Raw genomic sequence first — 25,233 nt, forward strand, 5'->3', positions numbered from 1 at the left:
AAAAGCGGCGGCGTTAGCGAAACAGAAAAGAGAAGGAACCGAAGAAGTAACGGAAGAAGAAAAAGCGAAAGCCAAGGCGAAGGCAGCAGCAGCTGCAAAGGCAAAAGCGGCGGCGTTAGCCAAACAGAAAAGAGAAGGAACCGAAGAAGTAACGGAAGAAGAAAAAGCGAAAGCCAAGGCGAAGGCAGCAGCAGCTGCAAAGGCAAAAGCGGCAGCGTTAGCGAAGCAGAAAAGAGAAGGGACAGAAGAAGTAACGGGAGAAGAAAAAGCGAAAGCCAAGGCGAAGGCGGTGGCGGCCGCCAAGGCAAAAGCGGCAGCCTTGGCGAAGCAGAAAGCCTCGCAAGGTGATGGGGATTCGGGAGATGAAAAGGCAAAGGCAATTGCAGCGGCAAAAGCGAAAGCAGCAGCGGCTGCAAGAGCGAAGACAAAGGGAGCTGAAGGTAAGAAAGAGGATGAGCCGAAGCAGGAAGAACCGTCCGTAAATCAGCCGTATTTAAATCAGTATGTTGAGGCTATTAGGGAGAAGTTAGGAGAGGGTGCATTAGTAGATTCCTACATTAATAAACTGTCAAAGGATGTGCCAACTCTTGTGGTGGATCCCGAAAAGTATTATGAAGTGATGGAGTCACTGCGATGCCATGAGGGACTTGCTTTTGATTATATGTCAGAGCTACATGCGACGGATTTTGTGACACATATGGAAGTGTATGTTCATTTGTTTTCATATGGCAAGAAACAATCGGTAGCGGTGAAGGTAAAGCTAGACCGGGAAGCGCCGCAAGTCGAATCTGTGACAGCGCTTTGGAAAGGAGCTGACTGGCCGGAGCGAGAAGCATACGATTTGCTCGGCATTGTATTTAAAGGGCATCCGAATTTAACGCGTATTTTAATGCCAGATGATTGGGTAGGATATCCGCTTAGAAAAGACTATGAACCGTATGATGTGGAGGTGTAGCTATGATCCGCACGGAAGAGATGCTTTTGAATGTAGGACCTCAGCATCCGAGTACACATGGTGTGTTCAGGCTCGTAATTAAGATTGACGGGGAAATTATTAAAGAAGCTACACCTGTTATTGGATATTTGCATCGCGGGACGGAAAAGATCGCTGAGAGCTTACAGTATACGCAAATTATCCCTTATACAGATCGAATGGACTATTTATCAGCCATGACGAATAATTACGTCATTTGCCATGCTGTAGAGACGATGATGGGGCTTGAAATTCCAGAGCGTGCCGAATACTTGCGAGTACTTGCGATGGAGCTAGGAAGAATTGCGAGCCATCTCGTTTGGTGGGGGACGAATCTTCTTGATATAGGAGCGGTCAGCCCGTTTTTGTACGCGTTTCGTGAACGAGAGATGATTATAAATTTATTAAATGAATTATGCGGGGCACGGCTTACTTTTAACTATATGAGAGTTGGCGGTGTGAAGTGGGATGCGCCAGATGGTTGGATTGAAAAGGTGGAAGAGTTTGTTCCGTATATGAGGGAGCAATTAGCAGGTTATCATGATCTTGTTAGCGGTAATGAGATTTTCTTAAATCGTGTGAAAGGCGTTGGTATATATAGCGCGGAAGAAGCGATCTCGTATTCTTTAAGCGGAGCAAATTTGCGGTGCACTGGAGTAAACTGGGATCTTCGCAAAGATGAGCCGTATTCGATTTATGATCGTTTTGATTTTGATATTCCTGTTGGAAGCGTGGGAGATGCTTGGGATCGCTACGTTTGCCGAATGCAAGAAATCGAGGAGTCTTTAAAGATTGTTGAGCAAGCGGTTCAGCAGTTCCCGAAAGATGGAGCTGTGCTGGCAAAAGTACCGAAAATTATTAAGGCACCTAAGGGAGAAGCATTTGTACGTATCGAATCGCCGCGCGGAGAGATTGGTTGTTATATCGCTAGTGACGGAAAGAAAGAGCCGTACCGTTTGAAGTTTCGTAGGCCATCTTTTTATAACTTGCAAATTTTACCGAAGTTATTGAAAGGTGAAAACATCGCTAATTTAATTACGATTTTAGGTGGAGTTGATATTGTACTTGGGGAGGTTGATGGCTAATGATTGAGACGCTCTTACAATCACCTTCAAGCTGGACGAATTTCTTCATTTTTTTCGGATTAGCGGTACTTCTACTATTTGCAGTCCTTGGCTTCGTTACATATGGAATTTTGGCAGAACGGAAAGTGATGGGATTTATGCAAGGGCGGATTGGACCAAACCAGGTTGGAGGCCGATTCGGTTTACTGCAAACGGTAGCTGATGTTTTAAAACTATTATTGAAAGAAGATAGTATTCCGAAAGCAGCAGATAAACCGCTGTTTATATTAGCGCCTGTCATTGCATTTGCACCAGCATTTATGGTGCTTGCGGTTATCCCGTTCACTGATAAATTTCAATTTGCAGATATTGGAGTCGGGCTACTTTATTATATTGCTGTTTCCGGTATTACGACGATAGGTGTTGTAACTGGGGGATGGGCATCGAATAATAAATATTCCCTTTTAGGAGGGATGCGTGCGGCGGCGCAAATGATTTCTTATGAGATTCCGCTCGTAATGAGTGTAATTGGTATCGTTTTGCTAGCTGGTAGCCTGAATTTAAATGAGATTGTAGCGGCGCAGGAGAAGGTCTGGTACATTTTCGTACAGCCAATTGGATTCGTCGTTTTCTTAATCGCAGCAGTTGCAGAGTTAAATAGGACGCCATTCGATTTGCCGGAAGCGGAGTCAGAACTTGTTTCTGGATATCATACGGAATACTCAGGTTTTCGCTGGGCGTTTTTCATGCTTTCAGAGTACGTATATTTCTTCGGGATGGCATCGTTAATTACAGTGCTCTTTTTAGGCGGATGGAATCCAGTCATGTTTCTTGGATTTATCCCAGGTGCCGTATGGTTTGCTTTGAAATTTAGCAGTGTAGTCTTTCTATTAATTTGGTTCCGCGTTACGTTCCCGCGTATAAGAGGTGACCAGTTAATGGAGTTTGGATGGAAAGTATTATTGCCGATTGCACTTGCAAATATTTTCTTAACGGCATTGATTAAGGAGTTATTCTTCTAATCTATGAGGGGGGTGCCAGTAAGAGATGAAAGGACTATTTAAAGGGTTAAAATATACATTAAGTAATTTGAGCAAGAAGAAGGTAACGTATGATTATCCAAATCAACCGTTGCCGTTGCCAGACCGTTTTCGGGGGATTCAAAAATTTTATCCGGAGAAATGTATTGTTTGTAATCAGTGCTCTAACATTTGTCCGACAGACTGTATTCAGTTAACAGGAAAGAAACATCCGGATCCTACGAAAAAAGGAAAAATTATCGACACGTATGATATTAATTTTGAAATTTGTATTCTTTGTGATTTATGTACAGAAGTTTGTCCGACAGAGGCAATTGTCATGACAAATAACTTTGAACTCGCGGAATATTCACGTGATGACTTATTTAAAAATTTGCAGTGGCTTGACGAAAACGACGAAAACGTCAGGAAGGAGAATAAGGCATGAATGGCGAGTTTGTAGCATTCTTTATACTATCCTTGTCTGCAATTATCGGCGGTGTTCTTATGTTGAACTTAACGAAAGTTATGCACATGATGCTAGCTCTCGTTCTGACATTTCTCAGCATTGCAGGTTTGTATTTTCTTTTGTCAGCCGAATTTATAGGCGTTGCACAAATTTTACTTTACTCTGGTGCAATCACAATTATTATGATTTTCGGCATTATGTTAACGAAACATAACGCGGAAAATGAATCGCGTCTTACTCTTCGAAAATGGATTATCTTCTTTGCAGTTGTAGCATTTGGAGCGGTTATGTATTTCGCTGTTAATAATGTTGATTTTGCAAATGAAAGCACACAAGGAAGTTTACCTCTCCATGAAAACAACACACTTCAAATCGGTACGCTTCTCTATTCAAAATATATTATTCCATTTGAACTAACTTCAGTTATTTTACTTGTAGCACTCGTTGGCGCAATTATACTTGCGAAAAAGGACGAGAAAGAGGAGGATTCCAATGAGTAGCGTTCCAGCTTCTGCATATTTAACACTTGCAATTATTTTGTTTTGCATCGGTCTATTTGGAGCTTTAACAAAGCGGAATACAGTAATCGTATTAGTTTGTATCGAATTAATGCTGAATGCTGCCAATTTAAACTTAGTGGCGTTTAGTAAATTAGGCTTATTTCCGAATTTAACAGGTCAAATTTTCTCACTGTTTACGATGGCTGTAGCGGCAGCGGAAGCGGCGGTAGGACTCGCTATTTTAATTGCTTTATATTGTAATCGTACGACAGTTCAGGTGGATGAAATGGATACGCTTAAAGGATAGCATTGTGACCGAAAAAGGGGGAAGGAAACAATGATCGATTATGCATGGCTCATACCGCTTTTCCCACTCGTTTCGTTTTTGTTACTCATTATATTCGGGAAGAAAATTAGAGAAGGAAGCAGCGTACTTAGTATTTTTTTCGTCTTTCTCTCCTTTATACTTGCGGTACTTGTGTTAATAGAAAGGTTTTCAGAAGCAAGCGTGAAGCATAAGTGGGTGTGGCTTAGAGCTGGAGATGTGGATATATCATTCGGCTTTGAAGTGACTGCATTAGGAGCTTTAATGTTATTTATCGTGACGCTTGTAAGTCTACTTGTACATGTGTATTCGAAAGGTTATATGAAAGGTGATGAACGATTACCAACCTTTTACGCATATTTAGGACTCTTTACATTTGCGATGTTAGGACTTGTTATATCAACGAATTTATTACAACTTTATATATTTTGGGAATTAGTTGGCCTTGGCTCATTTTTACTTATCGGTTTTTATTTCTTTAAAGAAGAAGCGAAGGCTGCTGCAAAAAAGGCTTTTATTATGACCCGTATTGGGGATGTTGGTTTATTTATCGGGATGATTTTAATTTTTTGGTACGCAGGTAGTTTTGAATATGACGCAATATTTAGGGCGATTTATACAGGGGATCTACCTCCTTACATGATTACAATAACAGCGATATTAATTTTTATCGGGGCGATGGGGAAATCAGGTCAGTTCCCGCTTCATACGTGGTTGCCAGATGCAATGGAGGGGCCAACACCCGTTTCGGCACTTATTCACGCGGCGACGATGGTCGCAGCTGGCGTATATTTAGTAGCGACGATGTTCCCTCTGTTTTCAGCAAGTACAGTGGCGATGCAGACAGTGGCAATCATTGGAGCTTTCACTGCAATCTTTGCGGCCTCTATCGGTCTTGTGCAAACAGATATAAAGAGGGTGCTTGCTTATTCTACAGTTAGCCAGCTCGGGTACATGATGCTCGCGTTAGGTTCTGCCGGTTATGTAGCTGGTATATTTCATTTAACGACACATGCTTTTTTTAAAGCACTACTATTTTTGGCGGCAGGAAGTGTAATTCATGCTGTGCATACGCAAAACATTAATAAAATGGGCGGTTTACAGAAGAAGATGAAAGTAACTGGTACGCTATTTTTAATAGGTACCCTTGCCATTAGCGGTGTTCCGCTGCTTTCCGGTTTTTTCAGCAAAGATGAAATTTTAGTGGCGACGTGGATGAATGGCAATTACGTTTTATTTACTTTAGCGGTAATTGCGGCGTTTTTAACAGCGTTCTATATGTTCCGCCTATACTTTCTTGTCTTTACTGGAGAAACGAAGACGAAGGAAGAAGTGCATGAATCGCCTCGCGATATGACGTATCCAATGATTGTTCTCGGCGTTCTCGCAGTAGTGGCAGGATATATAAATACACCATGGTTTGGGACGTTTCTCGGAGATTGGTTGACGAAAGATGTAGGGTTTAAGGTTGAAGAAGCGCATGGACCAGTTTGGATTATGATTGTTGCGACACTCGTTTCATTTGCGGGAATCGCTCTTGCATATTTCATATATGGCAAGAAATCAATTTCTAGAGATTGGGCTGGGGGTACGGAAACATCGCTTTATAATCTTTTGAAAGAAAAATATTATGTGGATGAACTATACAACATGACGGTGATCCCTATTACGAAAGGAATCGCTCATGTGCTTCGCTTATTTGAAGTGTATGTAGTCGAAGGAATTGCAGTTTTAATTGCAAGTGTAGTGAAAGGTACAAGTAACCTTGGATCGAAACTTCAAAACGGGAATGTACAAGTGTACGGTACTGTAACGGCGGTTTCGCTCGCTGTACTCGTCATTATTTTGCTCTATACGGGAGGGGATTTACGATGAATGATTTGTTGTTAACGTTCTTCATTTTTTCCCCGCTTTTAGGAATTTTATTGCTTGTATTAACACCGAAAAAGGAATTACGTACAGTGCGAGCGCTTGGCTTATTTGGGACGGCACTTCCATTTGGAATAGCTGCCGTCCTCGCTTGTACATATGCTTCTGGAAAGAATTTGTCACTATTCGATGAAAAGATGAAATGGATTAAGTTCGGTGATTTTACAGCGGTAGATAAAAGGTGGTTTTCTATTTATTACGAGCTCGGTATTGATGGTTTGTCGCTTGTCATGATGGTACTGACGGCTCTTCTAGCAACGCTTGCAGCAATTGCAGCCTTTTCTATTAAAAGAAATTTAAAAGCATTTTATATGCTGTTACTCATGCTAGAAATAGGAATGCTCGGCGTCTTTGCTGCTCAAAACTTAATGTTGTTTTTTATCTTCTTTGAAATTACGTTGCCACCAATGTTCTTATTAATTGGAAAGTGGGGAAAATTGTCGAGTGAAAAGGCTGCGTATAGTTATTTAATATATAACGGTATTGGCTCAGCTATTTTGCTCATTGTTTTCTCAATTTTGTTCGCGAAAACAGGTACAACAAATATTGTGGAGCTGAAAGAGATATTAAGAAGCGTAAACGCAGAGGGAGCACTCGTCATCCCAAGTAGTTTGCAGCTTAGTGTATTTATTGCCATAATGATTGCTTTTGCAATTAAACTACCTGTTTTTCCGTTGCACCGCTGGATGGTCAATGTACACATAGAAGCGCATCCAGCTGTAGTTATGCTTCATGCGGGTGTTTTGCTGAAGATTGGAGCGTACGGTATTATTCGCTTCGGGAAAGGGCTATTCCCGGAATATTTTCACGATGTTGCAACACTAATTGCGATATTAGGCGTAATTAATTTATTATACGGTGCCTTTTTAGCGCTCATCCAAACAGACTTTAGGAAAGTACTGGCTTACTCTAGTATTTCGCATATGGGAATTGTGTTAATGGGACTTGCGTCACTTAATGCACCTGGTACACAAGGAGCGTTATTCCAGGTTGTATCGCACGGTTTAATTGCAGCCTTGCTGTTTTTCTTACTCGGTGTTATAGAACAACGTTTCGGAACATCAGACATTACAGCGCTTGGTGGACTCGCAAAAAGTGTCCCAGTACTTAGCGGCTTCTTCTTAGCAGGAGGAATGGCATCGCTCGGATTACCAGGGATGTCTGGGTTTGTTAGTGAATTTCTTGCCTTTCTCGGTTTATTTCAAGGAGAGCCCGTCATTGCTGCAGTCGGTGTGATTGGCATCATTTTAACCGCTGTATATGTATTAAGGGCGACACTTCAAGTGACATTTGGAAAGAAAGAGTGGGAAGCAAAATCTGATATACACGGATGGGAGTATGTCCCTGTTTTACTACTTATCTTTTGTATTATTGCAATTGGAGTTATGCCAGAGATACTAGGGGATCCGCTTCAAAATACATTGAAAACATTGGGGGTGAAGTAGGATGGATATGAATACGTTACTTAGCTTATCGTGGCATCTAATGGTGCCAGAATTTATTATTCTCGGCGCCGCCATCCTTCTTTCCATATGTGATTTGTTTTTTAAGCTGAACCATAGATATGTAGCTCTTGGTGCGATTGCTGCCATCGTATTAGCAATCGTGTCATTAATTACTCTATATAGCGAACCGGCAGGAGATATTTTAAATGGATCGTTTGTGTTAGATGGATTTTCAAAAGGGTTTAAAACGTTGCTATTAGGTGCCTCAGCTCTCATTTTATGCACCGCAATGAGCGATGATAAGAAGAATCCAATTGAAGATAAAGGTGAATATTATTACTTATTTTTAATGGCACTTCTTGGCGCGATGTTCATGGCTTCTAGTGTTGATTTTATTACCCTTTTCGTTGGTTTGGAGTTACTTTCACTTTCTTCCTATATCTTAGTAGGAATACGAAAAAAGAGCCGTGCATCAAATGAAGCGGCAATGAAATACGTCATTAGCGGAGGAATTGGAACGGCGATTACGCTCTTCGGAATGAGTTATTTATACGGTATTACAGGTTCAACTAACATTGTAGATATGCAAAAGGTACTCACTGGGGAACTCGCTAGTGGTATTCAGTTATTGTTAGCTCTCGCATTTCTTTTATTGCTAGTTGGTCTCTCATTTAAAATTGCCACAGTGCCGTTTCATATGTGGGCACCTGATGTGTATGAAGGAGCGGCTACACCAGTTACTGCTTTTCTTGGAACGATTTCTAAAATTGCCGGGTTCCTACTCATTATTCGTTTGTTCCTTATGATCTTTGCAAGTGTATTAATACAAGGAGATATGCAATCTTTATATGGGCATATGAGTATATATATTGCGGTGCTAGCAAGTATTACGATGATTGTTGGGAATGTAGTCGCATTAAAACAATACAATATAAAGCGTTTATTTGCTTATTCGGGCATTGCTCATGCAGGATATTTACTCGTTCCACTTGTGGCATTATCACCATTTACGATGGATAGCATGTGGTTTTATATGCTGGCATACATGCTTATGAATATAGGGGCATTTGCTATCATCCACGGCTTAATCTTACAAAATAATGAGGAAAATATAACAATTTTCACAGGTTTATATAAAAGGTCGCCATTTACAGCGATAATGATGACAATTTTTATTTTATCGTTGGCTGGGATACCAGGAACGGCTGGCTTCATTGGAAAGATTAATATCATTTTAGGCGCACTTCATGTAGAGCCAGCACATTACGTACTAGCTTCGATTATGATGGGTACGACAGTTGTTTCATTCGTATATTATTTCCGTATTTTACAACAAATGTTTTTCCGCACCGGAGAGACAGAAGAGAGAATACGGTTACCGTTAAATATAAAGGTTGTTATGAGTCTTTGTGCAATTTCGATTGTAATACTAGGGATTATGCCGATGATTGGGTACAATTTCTTTTATGAATATTTTCCATTAATGAAAGATTTCTTCTTCTTAGGGAACGTGGTACAATAGTGAAAATAAAAGGTGTGGAGTCAGTACTCTGCGCTTTTTATTTTGTGTTAACTTGTAATGTAGATATACGTTTTTGGAAAGAAAATCACGATGTAAAATGTAAGATGTCTATGTGCATTTGAAAAAGTGTAGCTCCTACTTATTATGGTATCGTTTTTATATTCTTTCATAAGTAGTAGCTGAGTAAAAAGGGGTCGATTTTTTGGCACAACTTTTAGGGCAACAAGCACTGATTGCCATTGTTTCGCATTTATTGTTTATTACCATTACGTGGTGGGCCTTACAAGGCATTCACATTGAGCGTTTAATGAAGTCCGGAAAAGTGCTGCAGACGCGAGTATTACTCATCTTAATTACAATTGCAATTGGGACATCTGTAAGTAACTTTTTCCTTGATTATTTAGGCTATTCGAAGAGTTTAACGTATTTAGTAAAGTAAGTGTATAGAACCTCAAATCTCCGTTAACAATGGGGATAGGAGGGGATGAAATTGAAGCTTAAAGCCATTCTTATTGTTGCACTTAGTGTTGTTTTATTTTTGGTTGGATATAGAGAGATGAAACCGATAAGCGATGAACAGAAAATGGAGAGCATGATCAAGGCTTTAGAGAAAAATGATGCTAAAGTAGAAAAATGGTCATGGTTAGCGAGAGAAACAAAAACAATTTCTAACATACATACGTTTCAAAAGTTGTTAAACGATGTGAAGGAAAAGGCAAATATTCAAAAGTGGGAAGTAGAGCAATCTCCAGATGGATATAAAGCTACATCCTATAAAAAGCTTTCTTCTTATGAAGAACGAGTAGTAGTAACTTGGAGTAAAGAAAATACTAAAGAAAACACTTTCATTATCTTTGAAGTAAGTGGGGCGAAATGGGACCCGAAGTATGTTCAAAACATGAATAAAATTTTTAGTGAAAAACCTATAATTTACACTTGTGTTCAAGGTGTACTGAATGATAAGATTGAAGGTGTTTTGCAAAATAAAACCAATCAGGTTTTGAAAGATCTTTCAGCAAGAGCGATCGAACAAGTAGAAGAAAGAGCATTTGTGTCAGTCTCCGCATACAATAAAAAGTGGGATGACGCTCTTTCAACAAATAGAGAGAAAATAAATGTGCAAATAGCAATACGTTCTACAGACAACAAAGATACAATTGTGGTTGGCACACCGATCATAACTTCTGAGTATTGAGTGAATAGATACTGAAAAAAGGACACGGAGGGGAATAATTTGGAAAAGATCATCGTCCGTGGCGGAAAGCGGTTAAACGGCACAGTGCGTGTTGAGGGCGCAAAAAATGCTGTATTACCTATAATCGCTGCAGCCCTATTAGCGAGTGATGGAAAGAATGTACTATCTGAAGTACCAGTTTTGTCTGATGTATACACAATTAATGAGGTATTACGTCATTTAAATGCTGAAGTCGTATTTGAAAATAATCAAGTAACAATCGATTCTTCTAAAGAACTAAACATTGAAGCACCATTTGAATATGTACGTAAAATGCGTGCATCTGTTCAAGTAATGGGACCATTATTAGCACGTAACGGTCGTGCTCGTATTGCACTTCCTGGTGGATGTGCAATTGGTTCACGTCCAATTGACCAACATTTAAAAGGCTTCGAAGCAATGGGAGCAAAAGTACAGGTTGGTAACGGTTTTGTTGAGGCATATGTTGAGGGAGAACTAAAAGGAGCTAAAATCTACTTAGACTTCCCAAGCGTAGGCGCGACAGAAAACATTATGTCTGCAGCTACATTAGCAAAAGGGACAACAATTCTTGAAAACGCAGCGAAAGAACCAGAAATCGTTGACTTAGCTAACTTCTTAAATGCGATGGGAGCGAAAGTACGCGGAGCTGGAACTGGAACGATTCGTATCGAAGGCGTTGATAAATTATATGGTGCAAACCACTCTATTATTCCTGACCGTATTGAAGCGGGAACATTCATGGTTGCAGCAGCAATTACTGGTGGAGACATCTTAATTGAAAATGCTGTACCTGAACATTTACGCTCAATTACAGCGAAAATGGAAGAAATGGGTGTTAAAATTATTGAGGAAAACGAAGGTGTACGTGTTATCGGCCCAGATAAGTTAAAAGCGGTTGATATTAAAACTATGCCTCACCCAGGTTTCCCAACAGACATGCAATCACAAATGATGGCATTATTACTACAAGCTGATGGAACAAGCATGATTACAGAAACGGTATTCGAAAACCGCTTTATGCACGTTGAAGAATTCCGTCGTATGAATGCTGATATTAAAATTGAAGGTCGTTCTGTTATTATGAACGGTCCAAACAGCTTACAAGGTGCTGAAGTAGCAGCAACTGACTTACGTGCTGCAGCTGCATTAATCTTAGCTGGTTTAGTATCAGAAGGTTATACTCGTGTAACTGAGTTAAAACATCTTGACCGTGGCTATGTAAACTTCCATAAGAAATTAGCTGCATTAGGTGCAACTATTGAACGTGTAAACGAAAAAGTAGAAGAAGTGAAAGAACAAGAAGTTTCTGATCTTCACGCTTAATTGAAATAGTCTCTATGTCTTTTGACATAGGGGCTATTTTTTTGGGTTATTACTGTTATAGTCAATAAATTCTATACTTATGCACGTACCAGTAAAAATATTTAGAAAATTTCTGTTTTATGCTCTTCCCCTTAAGTATGTTCTAAAAGAAAGAGTTGTTCCATAAGAATGAATGGAGTAAAGCTTTTATATTGGGGGAAAATAGGATGAAATTTTCAAAGCCACTTTTTATTACAGTAGCGCTCTTAATAGCGCTCGTTATCATTGTACCTGCAGCCCTTGTTATTCCATTTGCGAAAGCAAAAGTAGGGGAAGAAACGGCCTCTAAAACTCCTCCAGCGATAGAAAGCATACCAGCTCCAGGAAAAGTAGATACAGCTGTTCAAGTTGCTGTATATCGCGAAAAACAAAAGAAGGTAGAAACATTACCAGTGGAGGAGTATGTGACAGGTGTAGTAGCTTCTGAGATGAATGCCAGTTTTGAAATAGAGGCACTAAAGGCGCAGGCATTAGCAGCGAGAACATTTGTAGTACAACGTATGCTAAGCGGAGGAAAGAAAAATAATGCGGACGTGACAGATACGGTGAAAGATCAAGTGTACAAAGGCAAAGATGAATTGAAGAAGCAATGGGGCAATAACTACGAAAATAATTTGAAGAAAATCGAAGAAGCCGTTTCGAAAACAGCAGGACAAGTTTTAACGTATGATGGAAAACCAATTTCAGCATCCTTCTTTTCAACGAGTAATGGTCGAACAGAAAATGCAGCTGACTATTGGGGAAATGATTATCCGTACTTGAAAAGTGTAGATAGTCTGTGGGATCAAGCCTCTCCAAAGTTTACGAGCGAGCAAACATTTACAGTAGCTGATTTTCAAAAACGTCTCGGTGTGAAAGTGCTAGCAGACGGGAAGGTTGGAAATATTAAAGACCTTACGGAAGGAAAGCGCGTAAAGGATGTAGCTTTTCAAGGAAAAATATTAACAGGAAAAGAAGTTCGTGAAAAGTTAGATTTACGTTCTTCTGATTTCACGTGGAAACAACAAGGAGATAAAATCATCGTTACAACGAAAGGCTTCGGTCACGGCGTTGGTATGAGTCAATACGGGGCGAACGGCATGGCAGCGGAAGGAAAGAAATATACAGATATCGTCGCTCATTACTATAAAGGCGTTGAAATAAAGACGATGAATGATTATGAAGGAAAATTGATGGTGAAGAAATAGGTGTCAGAACTCTGGCACCTATTTTTTTCTGTTTAAAATATCATAATTTTCCATTAACTGTTTGATATAATAAGATAAAAAGGCATTTGGGGGAAATGAAATGGCGTTACTAGAGTTGAAACAATTAGGGAAGGCGAACCAGTTACCGGCAATTGAGCTAGAGGTAGAGAAGGGACAATGTATTGTTTTGCAATGCAATAATCATACAGCTAAAGTGTTACACCGCATCATTATTGGTGAAGAAGAGGCGTCGACTGGCAATGTACTGTTTGAAGGAGAAGCAATTGGAAAGAAAAATTATTCCCGCATCGGTTTTTGTTTTTTGAAAGATGAGGCATATGATCGTTTGAAGGTGAAAGAATACTTCAAATTTCTATTAGGGCTTTATGAATCAAAGATAAGTATAGAAGAAGTTGTGCAGTCTGTTGGTCTCCTAGATAAACTAAACGTTAAAATAGAAAAATTATCATTTTCAGAGAAACGCCGTCTTCATATCGGACGAGTGATGATTCATAATCCGGATTTAATCATTTTGGAAGAACCGGAGCAAAATGTAGATATAGAGAGTACGGTTATTATTCGAAAAGCAATCATGAAAATGAAAGAACAAGGAAAGGCGATTTTTATTACGTCATCTTTCCTATCCGATGCCCTTTCGTTAACGGAAGATGTATACATACTAAACAATGATGGTGTGAAAAAAGTAGAAATTGAACAAGAGGAAGCAAAAAAAGTCGATGAAGAGAAGGTCGTTCAAATAATTCCGCAAATGAAGTTAGAAAGAATACCTGCGAAAGTGAACGATAAAATCATTTTACTTGATCCGATGGAAATCCATTTCATTGAAACGCAAAACGAAGTGACACATATTCACGTTCGTGAAGGGGATTTCGTATGTACATTAACATTAAGCGAACTAGAAGCAAGGTTAACAGGTTTTGGTTTCTTTAGATGTCATCGCTCGTATCTTGTGAATTTACAAAGAGTGCGAGAAGTGATTACTTGGACTCGTAACAGTTTTAGTTTAATTTTGGATGACGAAAGAAAAAGTTCAATTCCGCTTTCAAAAGGACGCATGGATGAATTAAAAGGCGTGATTGGGCTATAAAAAGTGTTCCAATAAGCTCAACATGCGATTCATTCACCGGTAAAAATACTCCTTTTACCGGTATTTTAATGCGACTACCCTTTGTTTTTCATATGATTGAGTCAAGAAAAGTGAAACAAACGAACGAAAAGCGCTAAAGCGACTTTCATCTATAAAGAAGAAAAACAAAGGGGATGAAGAAATGACATTGGCAATTGAAATGAAAGATGTAATGAAAAGTTTCGACGGAAAAACGGCACTTCGAAATGTAAATATTGAGGTGAAGCGAGGAGAGATATTCGGATTCCTCGGACCGAGTGGATCTGGTAAGACGACAACAGTAAAAATTTTAACTTCTCAATTGCTTCATAGTGTTGGAACAGTAAGAGTATTAGGGAAAGATATTACAGGACCAAGTAGCATCGATTATAAACGAATTGGTATTTTAACAGATAACAGCGGCTTATATGAAAGACTTAGCATTTATGATAACTTACTATTATTTTGTGACTTATACGATTGTAAAAAAGAACGAATCGATGAAGTACTAGCACAAGTGAATTTATTAGATGATAAAAAAACACCAGTAAAAAAATTATCAAAGGGAATGAAGCAACGCGTCACACTAGCGAGAGCAATCCTTCATAAACCAGATATCCTCTTCTTAGATGAACCAACATCTGCACTTGATCCAGTAAACGTACAAAACATTCATAAAATCTTAAAAGACTTAAATGAAGAAGGAACGACGATTTTCTTAACGACTCACAACATGGATGAAGCAGAAACGCTTTGTAACCGTATTGCCTTCCTTTGTGGCGGAGAAATTGTAGCGCTTGATACGCCAGAGAACCTGCGCTTACAATACGCTAAGGATCATATACAAGTCGTATTAAAGGATAAGCAAAAAGAAGTAGTGCAAAAAGATGAATTAGGTGCAAAACGTATTTCAGAATGGATGAACAAAGGAGAATTACTATCCATTCATTCACACGAACCAACTTTAGGCGATATTTTTATTGAAGTTACTGGGAGGGGATTATAATGACATTTTCAATGAGACGTGTATCAGCTATTTTTAGAAAAGAAGTACAAGATTTTAAGACAAATTCACAAGTGTTGTTAATGGCATTTTTACCAATTATACTTTCATTTTTGTTTAGCAGATTTGGAGTGGGAAAGGAAATGTTAGGTATTACTACTATAACGGCCTTCCTATTTGTCGCAGGCTTTGTTCAATCTATGGTAATTGCAGAAGAAAAAGAAAAACATACATTGCGTGTATTAATGCTATCACCGGCATCTTCGGTTGAAGTTCTACTTGGAAAGAGTTTATTAACATCGGGTCTGACGATGGTCATTTGTATTGCAAATTTATTCATTTTAGATCAGTTAAATATTAATCTTCCATTGGTAGGATTGATATTCTTATGCGGAACTATTTTGTTTATCGTACTTGGAACAATGATCGGATTACTTGCATCTTCTGTACCACAAACATCAATAATTGGAATGCCGATATTAATGACGATGTATTTGGCTGTACAGTTTGAGCCAATGGTTGAAAATAAAGTAATTAAGACGATGATTGGATATCTTCCAACATCTCATATTGTGAAAGCACTTAAAAGCTTAGTAGGTGGGGCGGGATTTAGTAGTATTAGTGGGCATGTATTAAATGTTGCAGTTTGGCTTATTATATCGCTCGTTGTATGTTTAATCGTATATAAAAAGAAACAATTAGACTAAAAACTGAGCTAAAAGTGCTCAGTTTTTTCTTTTTTCTATCATTTCCTCGGAAATTTTACAGTTCTTATACATATTTTTACAGATTTTGTCGAAAAGTAATTAGTTATACGTTGTATAGGATAGGTGAATATTGTTCAAAATGATTGCTGAGGTGATGATGGAATGCGAGGAAGAAATAATAAAAAGTCGCAAAAGGTAGTACATTTATTTCAAAAAAGATGGGTGTTTCCGGCACTATACATTGCTTGTGCAGCGGTAATCTTAATGGTTGCGCTATGGTTCCAAGGAGCTAATCCGAAGAAGACTCCAAACCACGATCAAGCAACACCGTATACACAATCGGAAGATCCAGCAGTACCAGTAACGAAATCTTCAGAAGTAGTGAAAATGCCAGCTGCCGCGAATGCGGAAGTAGTCGTACAGAAGAAATTCTATGAAGATGCAGCAACTGAGGCGGAACAAGAAAAAGCACTTGTCTTTTATAACAACACATATTCCCCAAACAAAGGAATTGACATTGCTGCGAAAAATGGAAAAGAATTCAATGTTGCTGCTGCTTTAAGTGGTACAGTAACGAAAGCTGAAAAAGATTCACTTCTTGGTTATGTTGTAACAGTTGATAGTGGAAATGGTGTAGCGGTATCTTATCAAAGCTTAGGCAGTGTGAAAGTAGAAAAAGGTGCAAGAGTTGCACAAGGTGAAGTATTAGGAACATCCGGTCTAAGTGCAATGAATAAAGAGGCAGGCTCTCACGTTCACTTTGAAGTACGTAAAGACAATGTGGCTGTGAACCCTGAACGTTACTTAAATAAATCAGTAACAGAAATTAAAGCTGATGCAGGTGCTGCAAAGGCTACGAATGCTTCTGGTAAAAAAGCTGATGACAAATCTCAAAAAGAAGAGAAGTCAACGAGCACGAAACCTGAAAGTAAAACAGAAGACAAGTCTCAAAAAGAAGAGAAATCAACAAGCGGTTCAACTGGTGACAAAAAAGAAGAACCGAAGAAAGAAGAAAAATCAACAAATGGTTCTACAGAATCATCTAACGATTCTTCTTCACAAGAATAAGAAAGTGAAAAAATCAGTTCTCACTAGGAGAGCTGATTTTTTTATTTCCATATAAAAATACTCAATTTCGAGAAAAAAGTTGCAAAAACAAGGAAAAATGACGAGATTCTCGAATATATATTACAAAAGGGAGGGGATACTGTGTCATTTTTATTTGTTCTGTCGACTGCTATTATTTTATTGTTTGTTTTATTCACCTTATATTATTATATTGCCGGTAAGAAAGAGGTTCCCCACCATCAATTATTAGAAGAAGAGTTTGAAAGAGAAGAATGACGCCTTATATATAAGGTGTCATTTTTTTCGCCAAAATAGTCACTGTTAACGTATTTCTCACAAAAAAACGTAATTTTTCTTAACTTAGTCCGCAAAAATAGTGAACATGTAGCATATATCAGTAGTGCGGGCAATACAATGGTATAAACCAAAGCAAAGAGAGTGTTTGAGGTGAGAAATCGTGAATCATTTCATTATAAATCCAAGAATGTTTAACGCTTACAAACAGCACCCACACTTACTTCTTAGTCGTATGCAGCGAGGCTCATTTCACCCTTCTCACATCCAAATTAGGGAGGCGAGTGGTGTGCACGATTACATCAAAGAGAGAACTATCAAGATTGGTAAGTATATCGTGGAGACAAGAAAGACAGTGCGTGTCATTGCAAAGGAATTTGGGGTATCAAAGAGTACAGTCCATAAAGATTTAACAGAACGTCTACCAGAAATTAATCCAGAGCTCGCAAATGAAGTGAAAGAAATTCTTGATTATCATAAGTCTATTCGCCATTTAAGAGGTGGAGAAGCAACAAAGCAAAAGTATAGAAAAGAAGATGTAGAGAAGCCTGTACGTCAATAATGTTACAGTAGCAAACATTCCGTTCACATTCGGTAATATTTTTCAGAAGAATTCTTTTTGCGAATATTACGTTTCTGTTAAATTTATGATAAAATCAGAAATTAGGTGAAAAGAATTCGGGTGTAACCTGATTTTGAATATCGAGGAGGAAAAAACGGGAATGTTTGCGCGAGATATCGGAATTGACCTAGGTACGGCTAACGTATTAATTCATGTTAAAGGTAAGGGTATTGTATTAAATGAGCCATCTGTTGTGGCAATTGATCGTAATAGTGGTAAAGTATTAGCAGTAGGTGAAGAAGCGAGAAGCATGGTGGGACGTACGCCTGGTAATATTGTAGCAATTCGTCCACTTAAAGATGGTGTAATCGCAGACTTCGAAATTACAGAAGCAATGTTAAAGTATTTCATTAACAAATTGGATGTAAAGAGCTTCTTTTCAAAACCTCGTATTTTAATTTGTTGTCCAACAAATATTACATCAGTAGAACAAAAAGCAATTCGTGAAGCTGCTGAACGTTCAGGTGGTAAAACAGTATTTTTAGAAGAAGAACCAAAAGTAGCCGCAGTTGGTGCTGGTATGGAAATCTTCCAACCAAGCGGTAACATGGTTGTTGATATTGGTGGAGGTACAACAGATATCGCTGTACTATCTATGGGTGATATTGTTACCTCTTCCTCTATCAAAATGGCTGGCGATAAGTTTGATATGGAGATCTTAAACTATATTAAACGTAAGTATAAGCTATTAATCGGAGAACGTACTTCAGAAGATATTAAAATTAAAGTTGGTACAGTATTCCCAGGTGCACGTAGCGAAGAGCTTGAAATTCGCGGACGTGACATGGTAACAGGCTTACCACGTACAATTACAGTATGCTCTGAAGAAATTACAGAAGCATTAAAAGAAAATGCAGCTGTTATTGTACAAGCTGCAAAAGGCGTATTAGAGCGCACACCACCAGAATTATCTGCAGATATCATCGACCGCGGTGTTATTCTAACAGGCGGTGGAGCTTTACTACACGGTATCGACATGCTTCTAGCAGAAGAACTAAAAGTACCAGTATTAATTGCTGAAAACCCAATGCACTGCGTTGCGGTTGGTACAGGTATTATGTTAGAGAATATCGACAGATTACCAAAGCGTGCTTTGAGATAATTTGAAAGAACTAAGGCTGACGCCTTAGTTCTTTTTTTCGTTTTTATATTTTTTTATTTTGTTTTTTTGCGAAAATGGAAGGAAAATAGAGAAATATGAAGGAAACAGGTAAAATATTCATATATATGGTTAAATTTAATATTTCCTTAATTGAAAACGTTTATAATATAATGAGTCGAATACGACATTAAGGCAAATAATGTTTCAATACATATTGCCTTTCCCTAATTTGGGCATACACTCCTTTCCACCTCCGTGTCAGTTGCAAAAATGTGCAACTATTTTAATGGAATAGAGTGTGTGCATTTTTTTTTAGGAAGTTGTGCTAAATATAAAATGTTACTTTGTAATGACAAACAATAAACAAAATGGGATAATAGCAATATGTCCAAGTGGTAAGACCAATATTACAAAAGGGGCGATTGTTATATGCTAAATATAGAACAAATTAAAGAAATCATTCCTCACCGCTATCCATTTTTACTTGTTGATAAAATATTAGAAGTAGATGAAGGTAAAAGAGCGGTTGGGATTAAAAATGTATCCGCAAACGAAGAATTCTTTAACGGACACTTCCCTGACTATGCAGTTATGCCTGGTGTACTTATTGTAGAAGCATTAGCACAAGTCGGAGCAGTTGCAGTATTAAAGAAAGAAGAAAACCGCGGAAGACTTGCTTTCTTTGCAGGTATCGACAATTGCCGTTTCAAAAAACAAGTACGCCCAGGTGATCAGCTTCGTCTAGAAGTAGAAATGACACGCGTACGCGGCCCAATTGGAAAAGGAAAAGCAATCGCAACAGTAGATGGTGAAGTTGCATGTGAGGCAGAAATTACATTTGCGATTGGTGATAAAAAAGAATAGATAGTACTAAAAAATCTCCTTGTGAAAAGACAAGGGGATTTTTTAATTTCTGCTATATAACGATTAAACAATAATATACAAACTAATCAGAAAATATCTTGTAAATAGATGGTAATTACCATATACTTACTTTATTATTTATCTAGAAAACAGGATAAGTGATAAAGGTAATAAAGAAATAAGGGCATTGTCATATTGTTAAGGTACTTAAATAAGACAAAGTAGGATGTTATTGATTATGATGAAATGTGGGGAACTCAGCAAGAATATTAATTAGACGTATGAAATCGAGCATAAGAGAGAGAAAAGGGAAATGTCGCATTTCACAAAAGGAGATTATGAATATGTTCGGGAGAAAGAAAAGAAAACCATTACGACAATTAATTACACATAAAGAGCCTAAATCGCGTATTACAGAACAATACCGTAACATTCGTACAAACATTGAGTTTACATCTGTAGATAATCATATTCGTTCTATTATTGTTACTTCAGCCGATCCAGGTGATGGGAAAACAACAACAATCTCAAACTTAGCAGTTGTTTTCGGACAACAAGGAAAGAAAGTTTTATTAATTGGAGCTGACTTGCGTAAGCCGACGATACAAAACTTATTTGCCATTCATAGTTCAAATGGGTTAACAAACTTATTATCAGGACAAGCAAAACTTATGCAATGCATTCAAAAAACAGATATAGAGAACGTATACTTAATGGCAGCAGGTCCAATCCCGCCAAACCCAGCAGAACTATTAGGGAGTCTGGCAATGGACGAGGCGTTACTAGAAGCATATAACATGTTTGATATTATATTAATCGACACACCACCTGTCCTTGCGGTTACGGATGCACAAATACTTGCGAATAAATGTGATGGAATCGTACTCGTTGTACGAAGTGAAAAGACGGAGAAAGATAAAATCGTAAAAGCGAAACAAATATTAGATAAAGCATCAGGCAAAATACTTGGAGTCGTTTTAAACGATAAAAGAGAAGAAAAAGAGCAATATGGTTATTACTAAAATATGAAAAAGCCAACAAAAATTTTGTTGGCTTTTTATTGTTTTCCGAAAATTCTTTATCAAGTTACACAGTGTGAAAAACGTGATAAAATAAAAATTTTGGAAAATGATTGGAATGTGTTGTCATATTTAAGATTATTTTGTAAGATTAAACTTGTTTCTTGTGAACAAATATAGAACTGAATTATTAAAAATGAAAAATGTAAGATTTATATGTTATAATTTTTCCTATGTGTAAATTTTAGAAAGTTGGAGGAACCTATGGAAGAAACAATTAGTCTAAAAGAGTTATTTCATATCTTAAAAAAACGTTTAGCAATGATCCTCGTAATCGCCTTTGGTGCAGCTATTGTAAGTGCTATCATTAGCTTTTTCTTCATGACACCAATCTATCAATCTTCGACGCAAATTCTTGTTAATCAGAAGAAGCAAGAAGGGGCAATGTTCCAAGCTGGTGAAGTTCAAACGAATATTCAATTAACGAATACATATAAGGTTATTATTAAAAGTCCAGTAATCTTAGATCAAGTAAATGAAAAATTAAATTTAAATATGACAGCACAAGCTTTAACAGAGAAGATTAATATTGCGAATGAAAAAGATTCTCAAGTTATTTCTGTTACAGCTGAGGATAAAGATCCGAAACTAGCTCGTGATATTGCTAATGCAACTGCAGATGTATTTAAAGGTGAAGTTGCAAAAATTATGAGTGTAGATAATGTTACGGTACTTTCTAAAGCAGAGTTGGCAGAAGAATTATCACCAATTAAACCACGCCCAATGTTAAATGTGGCAATCGCTTTCGTTGTGGGTTTAATGGCTTCAGTTGGTCTTGCATTCTTACTAGAATACTTAGATAACACAGTGAAAAAAGAAGAAGATGTGGAAAACTTACTTGGCTTACCAGTATTAGGTATTGTAGCTCGTATGGATGAAGAAACATTGAACGTGAAATCACACGCTCCATCATCAAGAAAAGTGAGGGGACAAACAATTGGCTCTTAATTTATTTAAAAAGAAAAAGAATCATCGTCAACGTCGTCAATTAATTGCTCATCAACAACCGAAATCACCAATTTCAGAACAATATCGTAATATTCGAACGAATATTGAATTTGCAGCTATTGATACGAATTTACATTCATTAATGGTCACGTCTGCAAACCCAAGTGAAGGGAAAACGACAACGACAGCGAATATGGCAGTTGTTTTTGCTCAACAAGGAAAAAAAGTATTATTAATTGATGCAGATATGCGTAAACCAGCAATGCATCAAATGTTCCAAGTAGATAACATTTTCGGATTAACGAACGTATTAACACATAGTGAACGTTTAGAGAAATGTGTGCAAACAACATTAGTTGATAATCTACACTTTTTAGCTTGTGGTCCAATCCCGCCAAACCCGGCCGAATTGTTAGGTTCGAAATCAATGAAAGAGCTTCTTGGGCAAGCATACAGTATGTATGATCTAGTTATTTTTGATATGCCACCAATTTTAGCTGTAACAGATGCGCAAATTATGGCAAATGTATGTGATGCTTCTATTCTTGTTGTTCGTAGTGAATCAACAGAGAAAGAAACAGCAGTAAAAGCAAAAGGATTATTGGAGTCTGCAAAAGGTAAATTATTAGGAGTTGTTCTAAACGATCGTGAACGTGAAAACGGCTTATATTATTACTACGGTGCAAACTAATTTTAAAGTGAGATATGGTAAAAGCATATCTCCTTTTTTCCCTTGAATATGAGTGATATCTCATATTCAAGGGAAAAAAGATCTTTATAGGAGAGAGGGAGGATGAAACAAATGATAGATTTACATTGTCACATTTTACCTGGTATCGATGACGGTGCACAGACAGTAACAGATAGTTTAGCAATGGCACAACAAGCCGTTTCAGGAGGAATACATACAATTGTTGCTACACCACACCATCAAAATGGAAAATATATAAATGAACGTACTTCAATTATTCATCACGTAAAACAATTAAATGATGAACTACAACAACATAATATTCCACTTACCATTTTACCTGGGCAAGAGGTCAGATTATATGGTGATTTATTAGAAGACTATGAAGCTGGTAAAATCGTTACTTTAAATGAAACAAATAAATATATATTCATTGAATTTCCATCTAATCATGTACCTCGTTATGCAGAACAACTACTATATGGATTACGCGTAAAAGGAATGATTCCAATTATCGTTCACCCAGAACGTAATGCCGAGTTAATCGAGCGGCCAGATAAGTTATATAGCATTGTAAATAAAGGGGCATTAACGCAAGTAACGGCAGGTAGTTTATTAGGGAAATTCGGTAAAAAAATTAAAAAGTTTTCACTTCAACTTGTAGAACATAATTTAACACATATGGTCGCTTCAGATGCACATAACACAACGTCAAGAGGATTTCATTTAGCGGAAAGTTACGAATTAATTGAGAAAGAATTTGGAATGAATGTTATGAGTGATTTGAAAGAAAATCCGTACTTATTAATTAGTGGGAAGGCAATTTACAAAGAAGATCCAGAACAAATTCGTCGTAAAAAATTATTTGGTATTTTTTAAATAAAGAACTGGTGATGTCTCCTAACCGTTATCAACGGAGGCACTCGGTCGTGCTGTGGGTAGAAATTTTTATTTCGAACCTACCTTAGACGCTTGTCGTCGGGAGTATGACGTGAGGATGGGTTAGATGCCCATAATTTATTTGTAATAGAAACTCTACCTATGGAGTTATAAACATGACTTTATAGGTAGGGTTTTTGTTATTGTTACATATAAATAAAAGGATATGGGAGGATTACAATTGAAAAAAGTAAGAAAAGCAATTATTCCAGCAGCTGGTTTGGGAACAAGATTTTTGCCAGCAACAAAAGCAATGCCGAAAGAAATGTTACCGATCGTTGATAAGCCGACAATTCAATACATAATAGAAGAAGCAATTGAATCAGGAATTGAAGACATTATTATTGTTACTGGAAAAGGAAAACGTGCTATTGAAGATCATTTCGATCACTCTTTCGAATTAGAACAAAGCCTTTTAGAAAAAGGGAAGTATGAAATGCTTGAAAAAGTACAAGCTTCCTCAAAAATAAATATTCATTACATAAGACAAAAAGAGCCAAAAGGTTTAGGGCATGCGGTATGGTGCGCTCGTAAATTTATTGGGAATGAACCATTTGCGGTATTACTTGGTGATGATATTGTACAAGCAGAAACACCATGTTTACGTCAATTGATGGATCAATACGAAGGAACACAATCATCCGTTATTGGTGTACAAACAGTACCTGAAAATGAAACACATCGTTACGGTATTATTGATCCAGTTGAACAAAATGAACGTCGCTATCAGGTGCGTAAATTTGTAGAAAAACCAGCCCAAGGAACAGCTCCATCTAATTTGGCAATTATGGGACGTTACGTATTAACGCCAGAAATTTTTATGTTCTTAGAGAACCAAGAAACAGGTGCTGGTGGAGAAATTCAATTAACTGATGCGATTCAACGTTTAAATGAAATTCAACGAGTGTTTGCGTATGACTTTGAAGGAATCCGTTATGATGTTGGGGAGAAGTTTGGGTTTATTAAAACGACGATTGAGATGGCGCTTCAACATGAAGAACTAAAAAAAGAATTGATGGATTATATGAATGAGCTTGTGAAAAAAGAAAATGTATATATAAAGTGAGGGGAAAGTACATTGGCCTTAACAAAAATATCGAGTGGAAATACAAAGGAACAGGGATTACTTGGTGATAAAGATATAAATAAAAAGCAGTCTTATATGTTTATGAAGCGTTTAATGGACATAATTGGTGCGCTGTGTGGTCTTATTTTCCTTTCACCAGTGTTTATTATTGTTGCTATACTCATTAAGCTAGAAGATCCACAAGGTCCTGTGTTTTTTAAACAAACTCGTGTTGGAAAAGATGAAAAAGGGTTCGGAATGTATAAATTTCGTTCGATGGTAACAGATGCTGAAGAGAAATTAAAGGATTTATTACAGCATAATGAAGTATCAGGAGCCATGTTTAAAATGAAAGAGGATCCTCGTGTAACAAAGGTTGGGAAATTTATTCGTAAAACCAGTATTGATGAATTACCGCAATTGATTAATGTTTTAAAGGGAGAAATGAGTTTAGTAGGACCAAGACCCCCCTTATTGAGAGAGGTTAAAGAGTATACTACCTATGATAAACAAAGATTGAAGGTTACTCCGGGATGTACAGGGCTTTGGCAAGTTAGTGGAAGAAGCAATATTGGATTTGAAGAGATGGTAGAGTTAGATCTATCTTATATTCAAAATAGGAATTTATTATTAGATATTAAAATAATTTTTAAAACTGTAGGAGTACTATTGGGATCGAAAGATGCATTTTAACTTCTTAAAAGAGAATATAA

Annotated in this window: 27 protein-coding genes; all 27 read left to right on the top strand. The window is 37.6% G+C overall.

Going from position 1 to position 25,233, the window contains the following annotated elements; all coding sequences use genetic code 11:
* On the top strand, nucleotides 1-955 hold a 955-nt coding region (locus MR168_RS15720; protein ID WP_242291416.1), incomplete at its 5' end, for an NADH-quinone oxidoreductase subunit C.
* Between the two features lie 2 nt (nucleotides 956-957).
* The gene (nuoD, locus tag MR168_RS15725) at nucleotides 958-2,058 is read left to right on the top strand and encodes an NADH-quinone oxidoreductase subunit NuoD (protein ID WP_000621434.1); all 1,101 of its coding nucleotides are present in this window, start codon (nucleotides 958-960) and stop codon (nucleotides 2,056-2,058) included.
* A complete protein-coding gene (gene nuoH / locus MR168_RS15730) occupies nucleotides 2,058-3,059 on the top strand; it encodes an NADH-quinone oxidoreductase subunit NuoH (protein ID WP_000573426.1) in 1,002 nt (333 codons plus the stop codon). Before nuoD ends, nuoH begins: the two co-directional genes overlap by 1 nt.
* 25 nt (nucleotides 3,060-3,084) lie before the next feature.
* Complete coding sequence (gene nuoI, locus MR168_RS15735; RefSeq protein ID WP_000677191.1) at nucleotides 3,085-3,504, top strand: NADH-quinone oxidoreductase subunit NuoI; 420 nt, start codon at nucleotides 3,085-3,087, stop codon at nucleotides 3,502-3,504.
* Nucleotides 3,501-4,025 (top strand): NADH-quinone oxidoreductase subunit J, encoded by a 525-nt coding sequence (locus tag MR168_RS15740; RefSeq protein WP_001012812.1) that lies wholly within the window; start codon nucleotides 3,501-3,503, stop codon nucleotides 4,023-4,025. The genes nuoI and MR168_RS15740 overlap by 4 nt, the downstream gene beginning before the upstream one ends.
* Complete coding sequence (gene nuoK / locus MR168_RS15745; protein WP_098664315.1) at nucleotides 4,018-4,332, top strand: NADH-quinone oxidoreductase subunit NuoK; 315 nt, start codon at nucleotides 4,018-4,020, stop codon at nucleotides 4,330-4,332. The genes MR168_RS15740 and nuoK overlap by 8 nt, the downstream gene beginning before the upstream one ends.
* A 30-nt stretch (nucleotides 4,333-4,362) precedes the next feature.
* Complete coding sequence (gene nuoL / locus MR168_RS15750) at nucleotides 4,363-6,225, top strand: NADH-quinone oxidoreductase subunit L (RefSeq protein ID WP_046393108.1); 1,863 nt, start codon at nucleotides 4,363-4,365, stop codon at nucleotides 6,223-6,225.
* The gene (locus MR168_RS15755; protein ID WP_000998922.1) at nucleotides 6,222-7,724 is read left to right on the top strand and encodes an NADH-quinone oxidoreductase subunit M; all 1,503 of its coding nucleotides are present in this window, start codon (nucleotides 6,222-6,224) and stop codon (nucleotides 7,722-7,724) included. Before nuoL ends, MR168_RS15755 begins: the two co-directional genes overlap by 4 nt.
* A gap of 7 nt (nucleotides 7,725-7,731) precedes the next feature.
* The gene (gene nuoN / locus MR168_RS15760) at nucleotides 7,732-9,246 is read left to right on the top strand and encodes an NADH-quinone oxidoreductase subunit NuoN (protein WP_348980675.1); all 1,515 of its coding nucleotides are present in this window, start codon (nucleotides 7,732-7,734) and stop codon (nucleotides 9,244-9,246) included.
* 202 nt (nucleotides 9,247-9,448) lie between these two features.
* Nucleotides 9,449-9,685, top strand: a complete 237-nt coding sequence (locus tag MR168_RS15765; protein ID WP_000057889.1) for a DUF1146 family protein — start codon at nucleotides 9,449-9,451, stop codon at nucleotides 9,683-9,685.
* 51 nt (nucleotides 9,686-9,736) lie between these two features.
* On the top strand, nucleotides 9,737-10,441 hold the full coding sequence (locus tag MR168_RS15770) for a YwmB family TATA-box binding protein (RefSeq protein ID WP_000767916.1): 705 nt from the start codon (nucleotides 9,737-9,739) through the stop codon (nucleotides 10,439-10,441).
* A 39-nt stretch (nucleotides 10,442-10,480) separates the two neighbouring features.
* Complete coding sequence (gene murA, locus MR168_RS15775; RefSeq protein ID WP_000411274.1) at nucleotides 10,481-11,785, top strand: UDP-N-acetylglucosamine 1-carboxyvinyltransferase; 1,305 nt, start codon at nucleotides 10,481-10,483, stop codon at nucleotides 11,783-11,785.
* A gap of 206 nt (nucleotides 11,786-11,991) precedes the next feature.
* Nucleotides 11,992-13,011, top strand: coding sequence for a stage II sporulation protein D (spoIID, locus tag MR168_RS15780; protein ID WP_242291418.1), 1,020 nt, complete (start codon nucleotides 11,992-11,994; stop codon nucleotides 13,009-13,011).
* 100 nt (nucleotides 13,012-13,111) lie between these two features.
* Nucleotides 13,112-14,119: a LytTR family transcriptional regulator DNA-binding domain-containing protein gene (locus MR168_RS15785; protein WP_086412172.1), complete on the top strand. Its 1,008-nt coding sequence runs from the start codon at nucleotides 13,112-13,114 to the stop codon at nucleotides 14,117-14,119.
* A gap of 181 nt (nucleotides 14,120-14,300) precedes the next feature.
* Nucleotides 14,301-15,143, top strand: a complete 843-nt coding sequence (locus MR168_RS15790) for an ABC transporter ATP-binding protein (RefSeq protein ID WP_086412171.1) — start codon at nucleotides 14,301-14,303, stop codon at nucleotides 15,141-15,143.
* Nucleotides 15,143-15,847: an ABC transporter permease gene (locus MR168_RS15795; protein ID WP_000144450.1), complete on the top strand. Its 705-nt coding sequence runs from the start codon at nucleotides 15,143-15,145 to the stop codon at nucleotides 15,845-15,847. Before MR168_RS15790 ends, MR168_RS15795 begins: the two co-directional genes overlap by 1 nt.
* A gap of 162 nt (nucleotides 15,848-16,009) precedes the next feature.
* Nucleotides 16,010-16,915: a stage II sporulation protein SpoIIQ gene (gene spoIIQ / locus MR168_RS15800; RefSeq protein WP_086412170.1), complete on the top strand. Its 906-nt coding sequence runs from the start codon at nucleotides 16,010-16,012 to the stop codon at nucleotides 16,913-16,915.
* 141 nt (nucleotides 16,916-17,056) lie between these two features.
* Nucleotides 17,057-17,191, top strand: coding sequence for a hypothetical protein (locus MR168_RS15805; RefSeq protein ID WP_000008901.1), 135 nt, complete (start codon nucleotides 17,057-17,059; stop codon nucleotides 17,189-17,191).
* Between the two features lie 307 nt (nucleotides 17,192-17,498).
* Nucleotides 17,499-17,771: a sporulation transcriptional regulator SpoIIID gene (gene spoIIID, locus MR168_RS15810; protein ID WP_000544012.1), complete on the top strand. Its 273-nt coding sequence runs from the start codon at nucleotides 17,499-17,501 to the stop codon at nucleotides 17,769-17,771.
* Nucleotides 17,772-17,931: 160 nt separating this feature from the next.
* Nucleotides 17,932-18,933: a rod shape-determining protein gene (gene mreB / locus MR168_RS15815; protein WP_000457978.1), complete on the top strand. Its 1,002-nt coding sequence runs from the start codon at nucleotides 17,932-17,934 to the stop codon at nucleotides 18,931-18,933.
* A gap of 429 nt (nucleotides 18,934-19,362) precedes the next feature.
* Nucleotides 19,363-19,797: a 3-hydroxyacyl-ACP dehydratase FabZ gene (gene fabZ / locus MR168_RS15820; protein WP_000931959.1), complete on the top strand. Its 435-nt coding sequence runs from the start codon at nucleotides 19,363-19,365 to the stop codon at nucleotides 19,795-19,797.
* 344 nt (nucleotides 19,798-20,141) lie between these two features.
* The gene (locus MR168_RS15825) at nucleotides 20,142-20,819 is read left to right on the top strand and encodes a CpsD/CapB family tyrosine-protein kinase (protein ID WP_140159383.1); all 678 of its coding nucleotides are present in this window, start codon (nucleotides 20,142-20,144) and stop codon (nucleotides 20,817-20,819) included.
* Between the two features lie 261 nt (nucleotides 20,820-21,080).
* Complete coding sequence (locus tag MR168_RS15830; RefSeq protein WP_072940088.1) at nucleotides 21,081-21,824, top strand: YveK family protein; 744 nt, start codon at nucleotides 21,081-21,083, stop codon at nucleotides 21,822-21,824.
* Nucleotides 21,814-22,515: a CpsD/CapB family tyrosine-protein kinase gene (locus MR168_RS15835; RefSeq protein WP_001207148.1), complete on the top strand. Its 702-nt coding sequence runs from the start codon at nucleotides 21,814-21,816 to the stop codon at nucleotides 22,513-22,515. Before MR168_RS15830 ends, MR168_RS15835 begins: the two co-directional genes overlap by 11 nt.
* A 111-nt stretch (nucleotides 22,516-22,626) precedes the next feature.
* Nucleotides 22,627-23,394: a tyrosine-protein phosphatase gene (locus MR168_RS15840; RefSeq protein WP_086412184.1), complete on the top strand. Its 768-nt coding sequence runs from the start codon at nucleotides 22,627-22,629 to the stop codon at nucleotides 23,392-23,394.
* Nucleotides 23,395-23,635: 241 nt separating this feature from the next.
* Entirely contained in the window at nucleotides 23,636-24,520 is an 885-nt protein-coding gene (gene galU, locus MR168_RS15845) for a UTP--glucose-1-phosphate uridylyltransferase GalU (RefSeq protein ID WP_086412167.1), read from the top strand.
* Between the two features lie 12 nt (nucleotides 24,521-24,532).
* Entirely contained in the window at nucleotides 24,533-25,213 is a 681-nt protein-coding gene (locus MR168_RS15850; RefSeq protein ID WP_086412166.1) for a sugar transferase, read from the top strand.
* Nucleotides 25,214-25,233: the final 20 nt, after the last annotated feature.

The organism is Bacillus cereus group sp. BfR-BA-01356 (assembly GCF_022663635.1).
Lineage (GTDB): Bacteria > Bacillota > Bacilli > Bacillales > Bacillaceae_G > Bacillus_A > Bacillus_A cereus.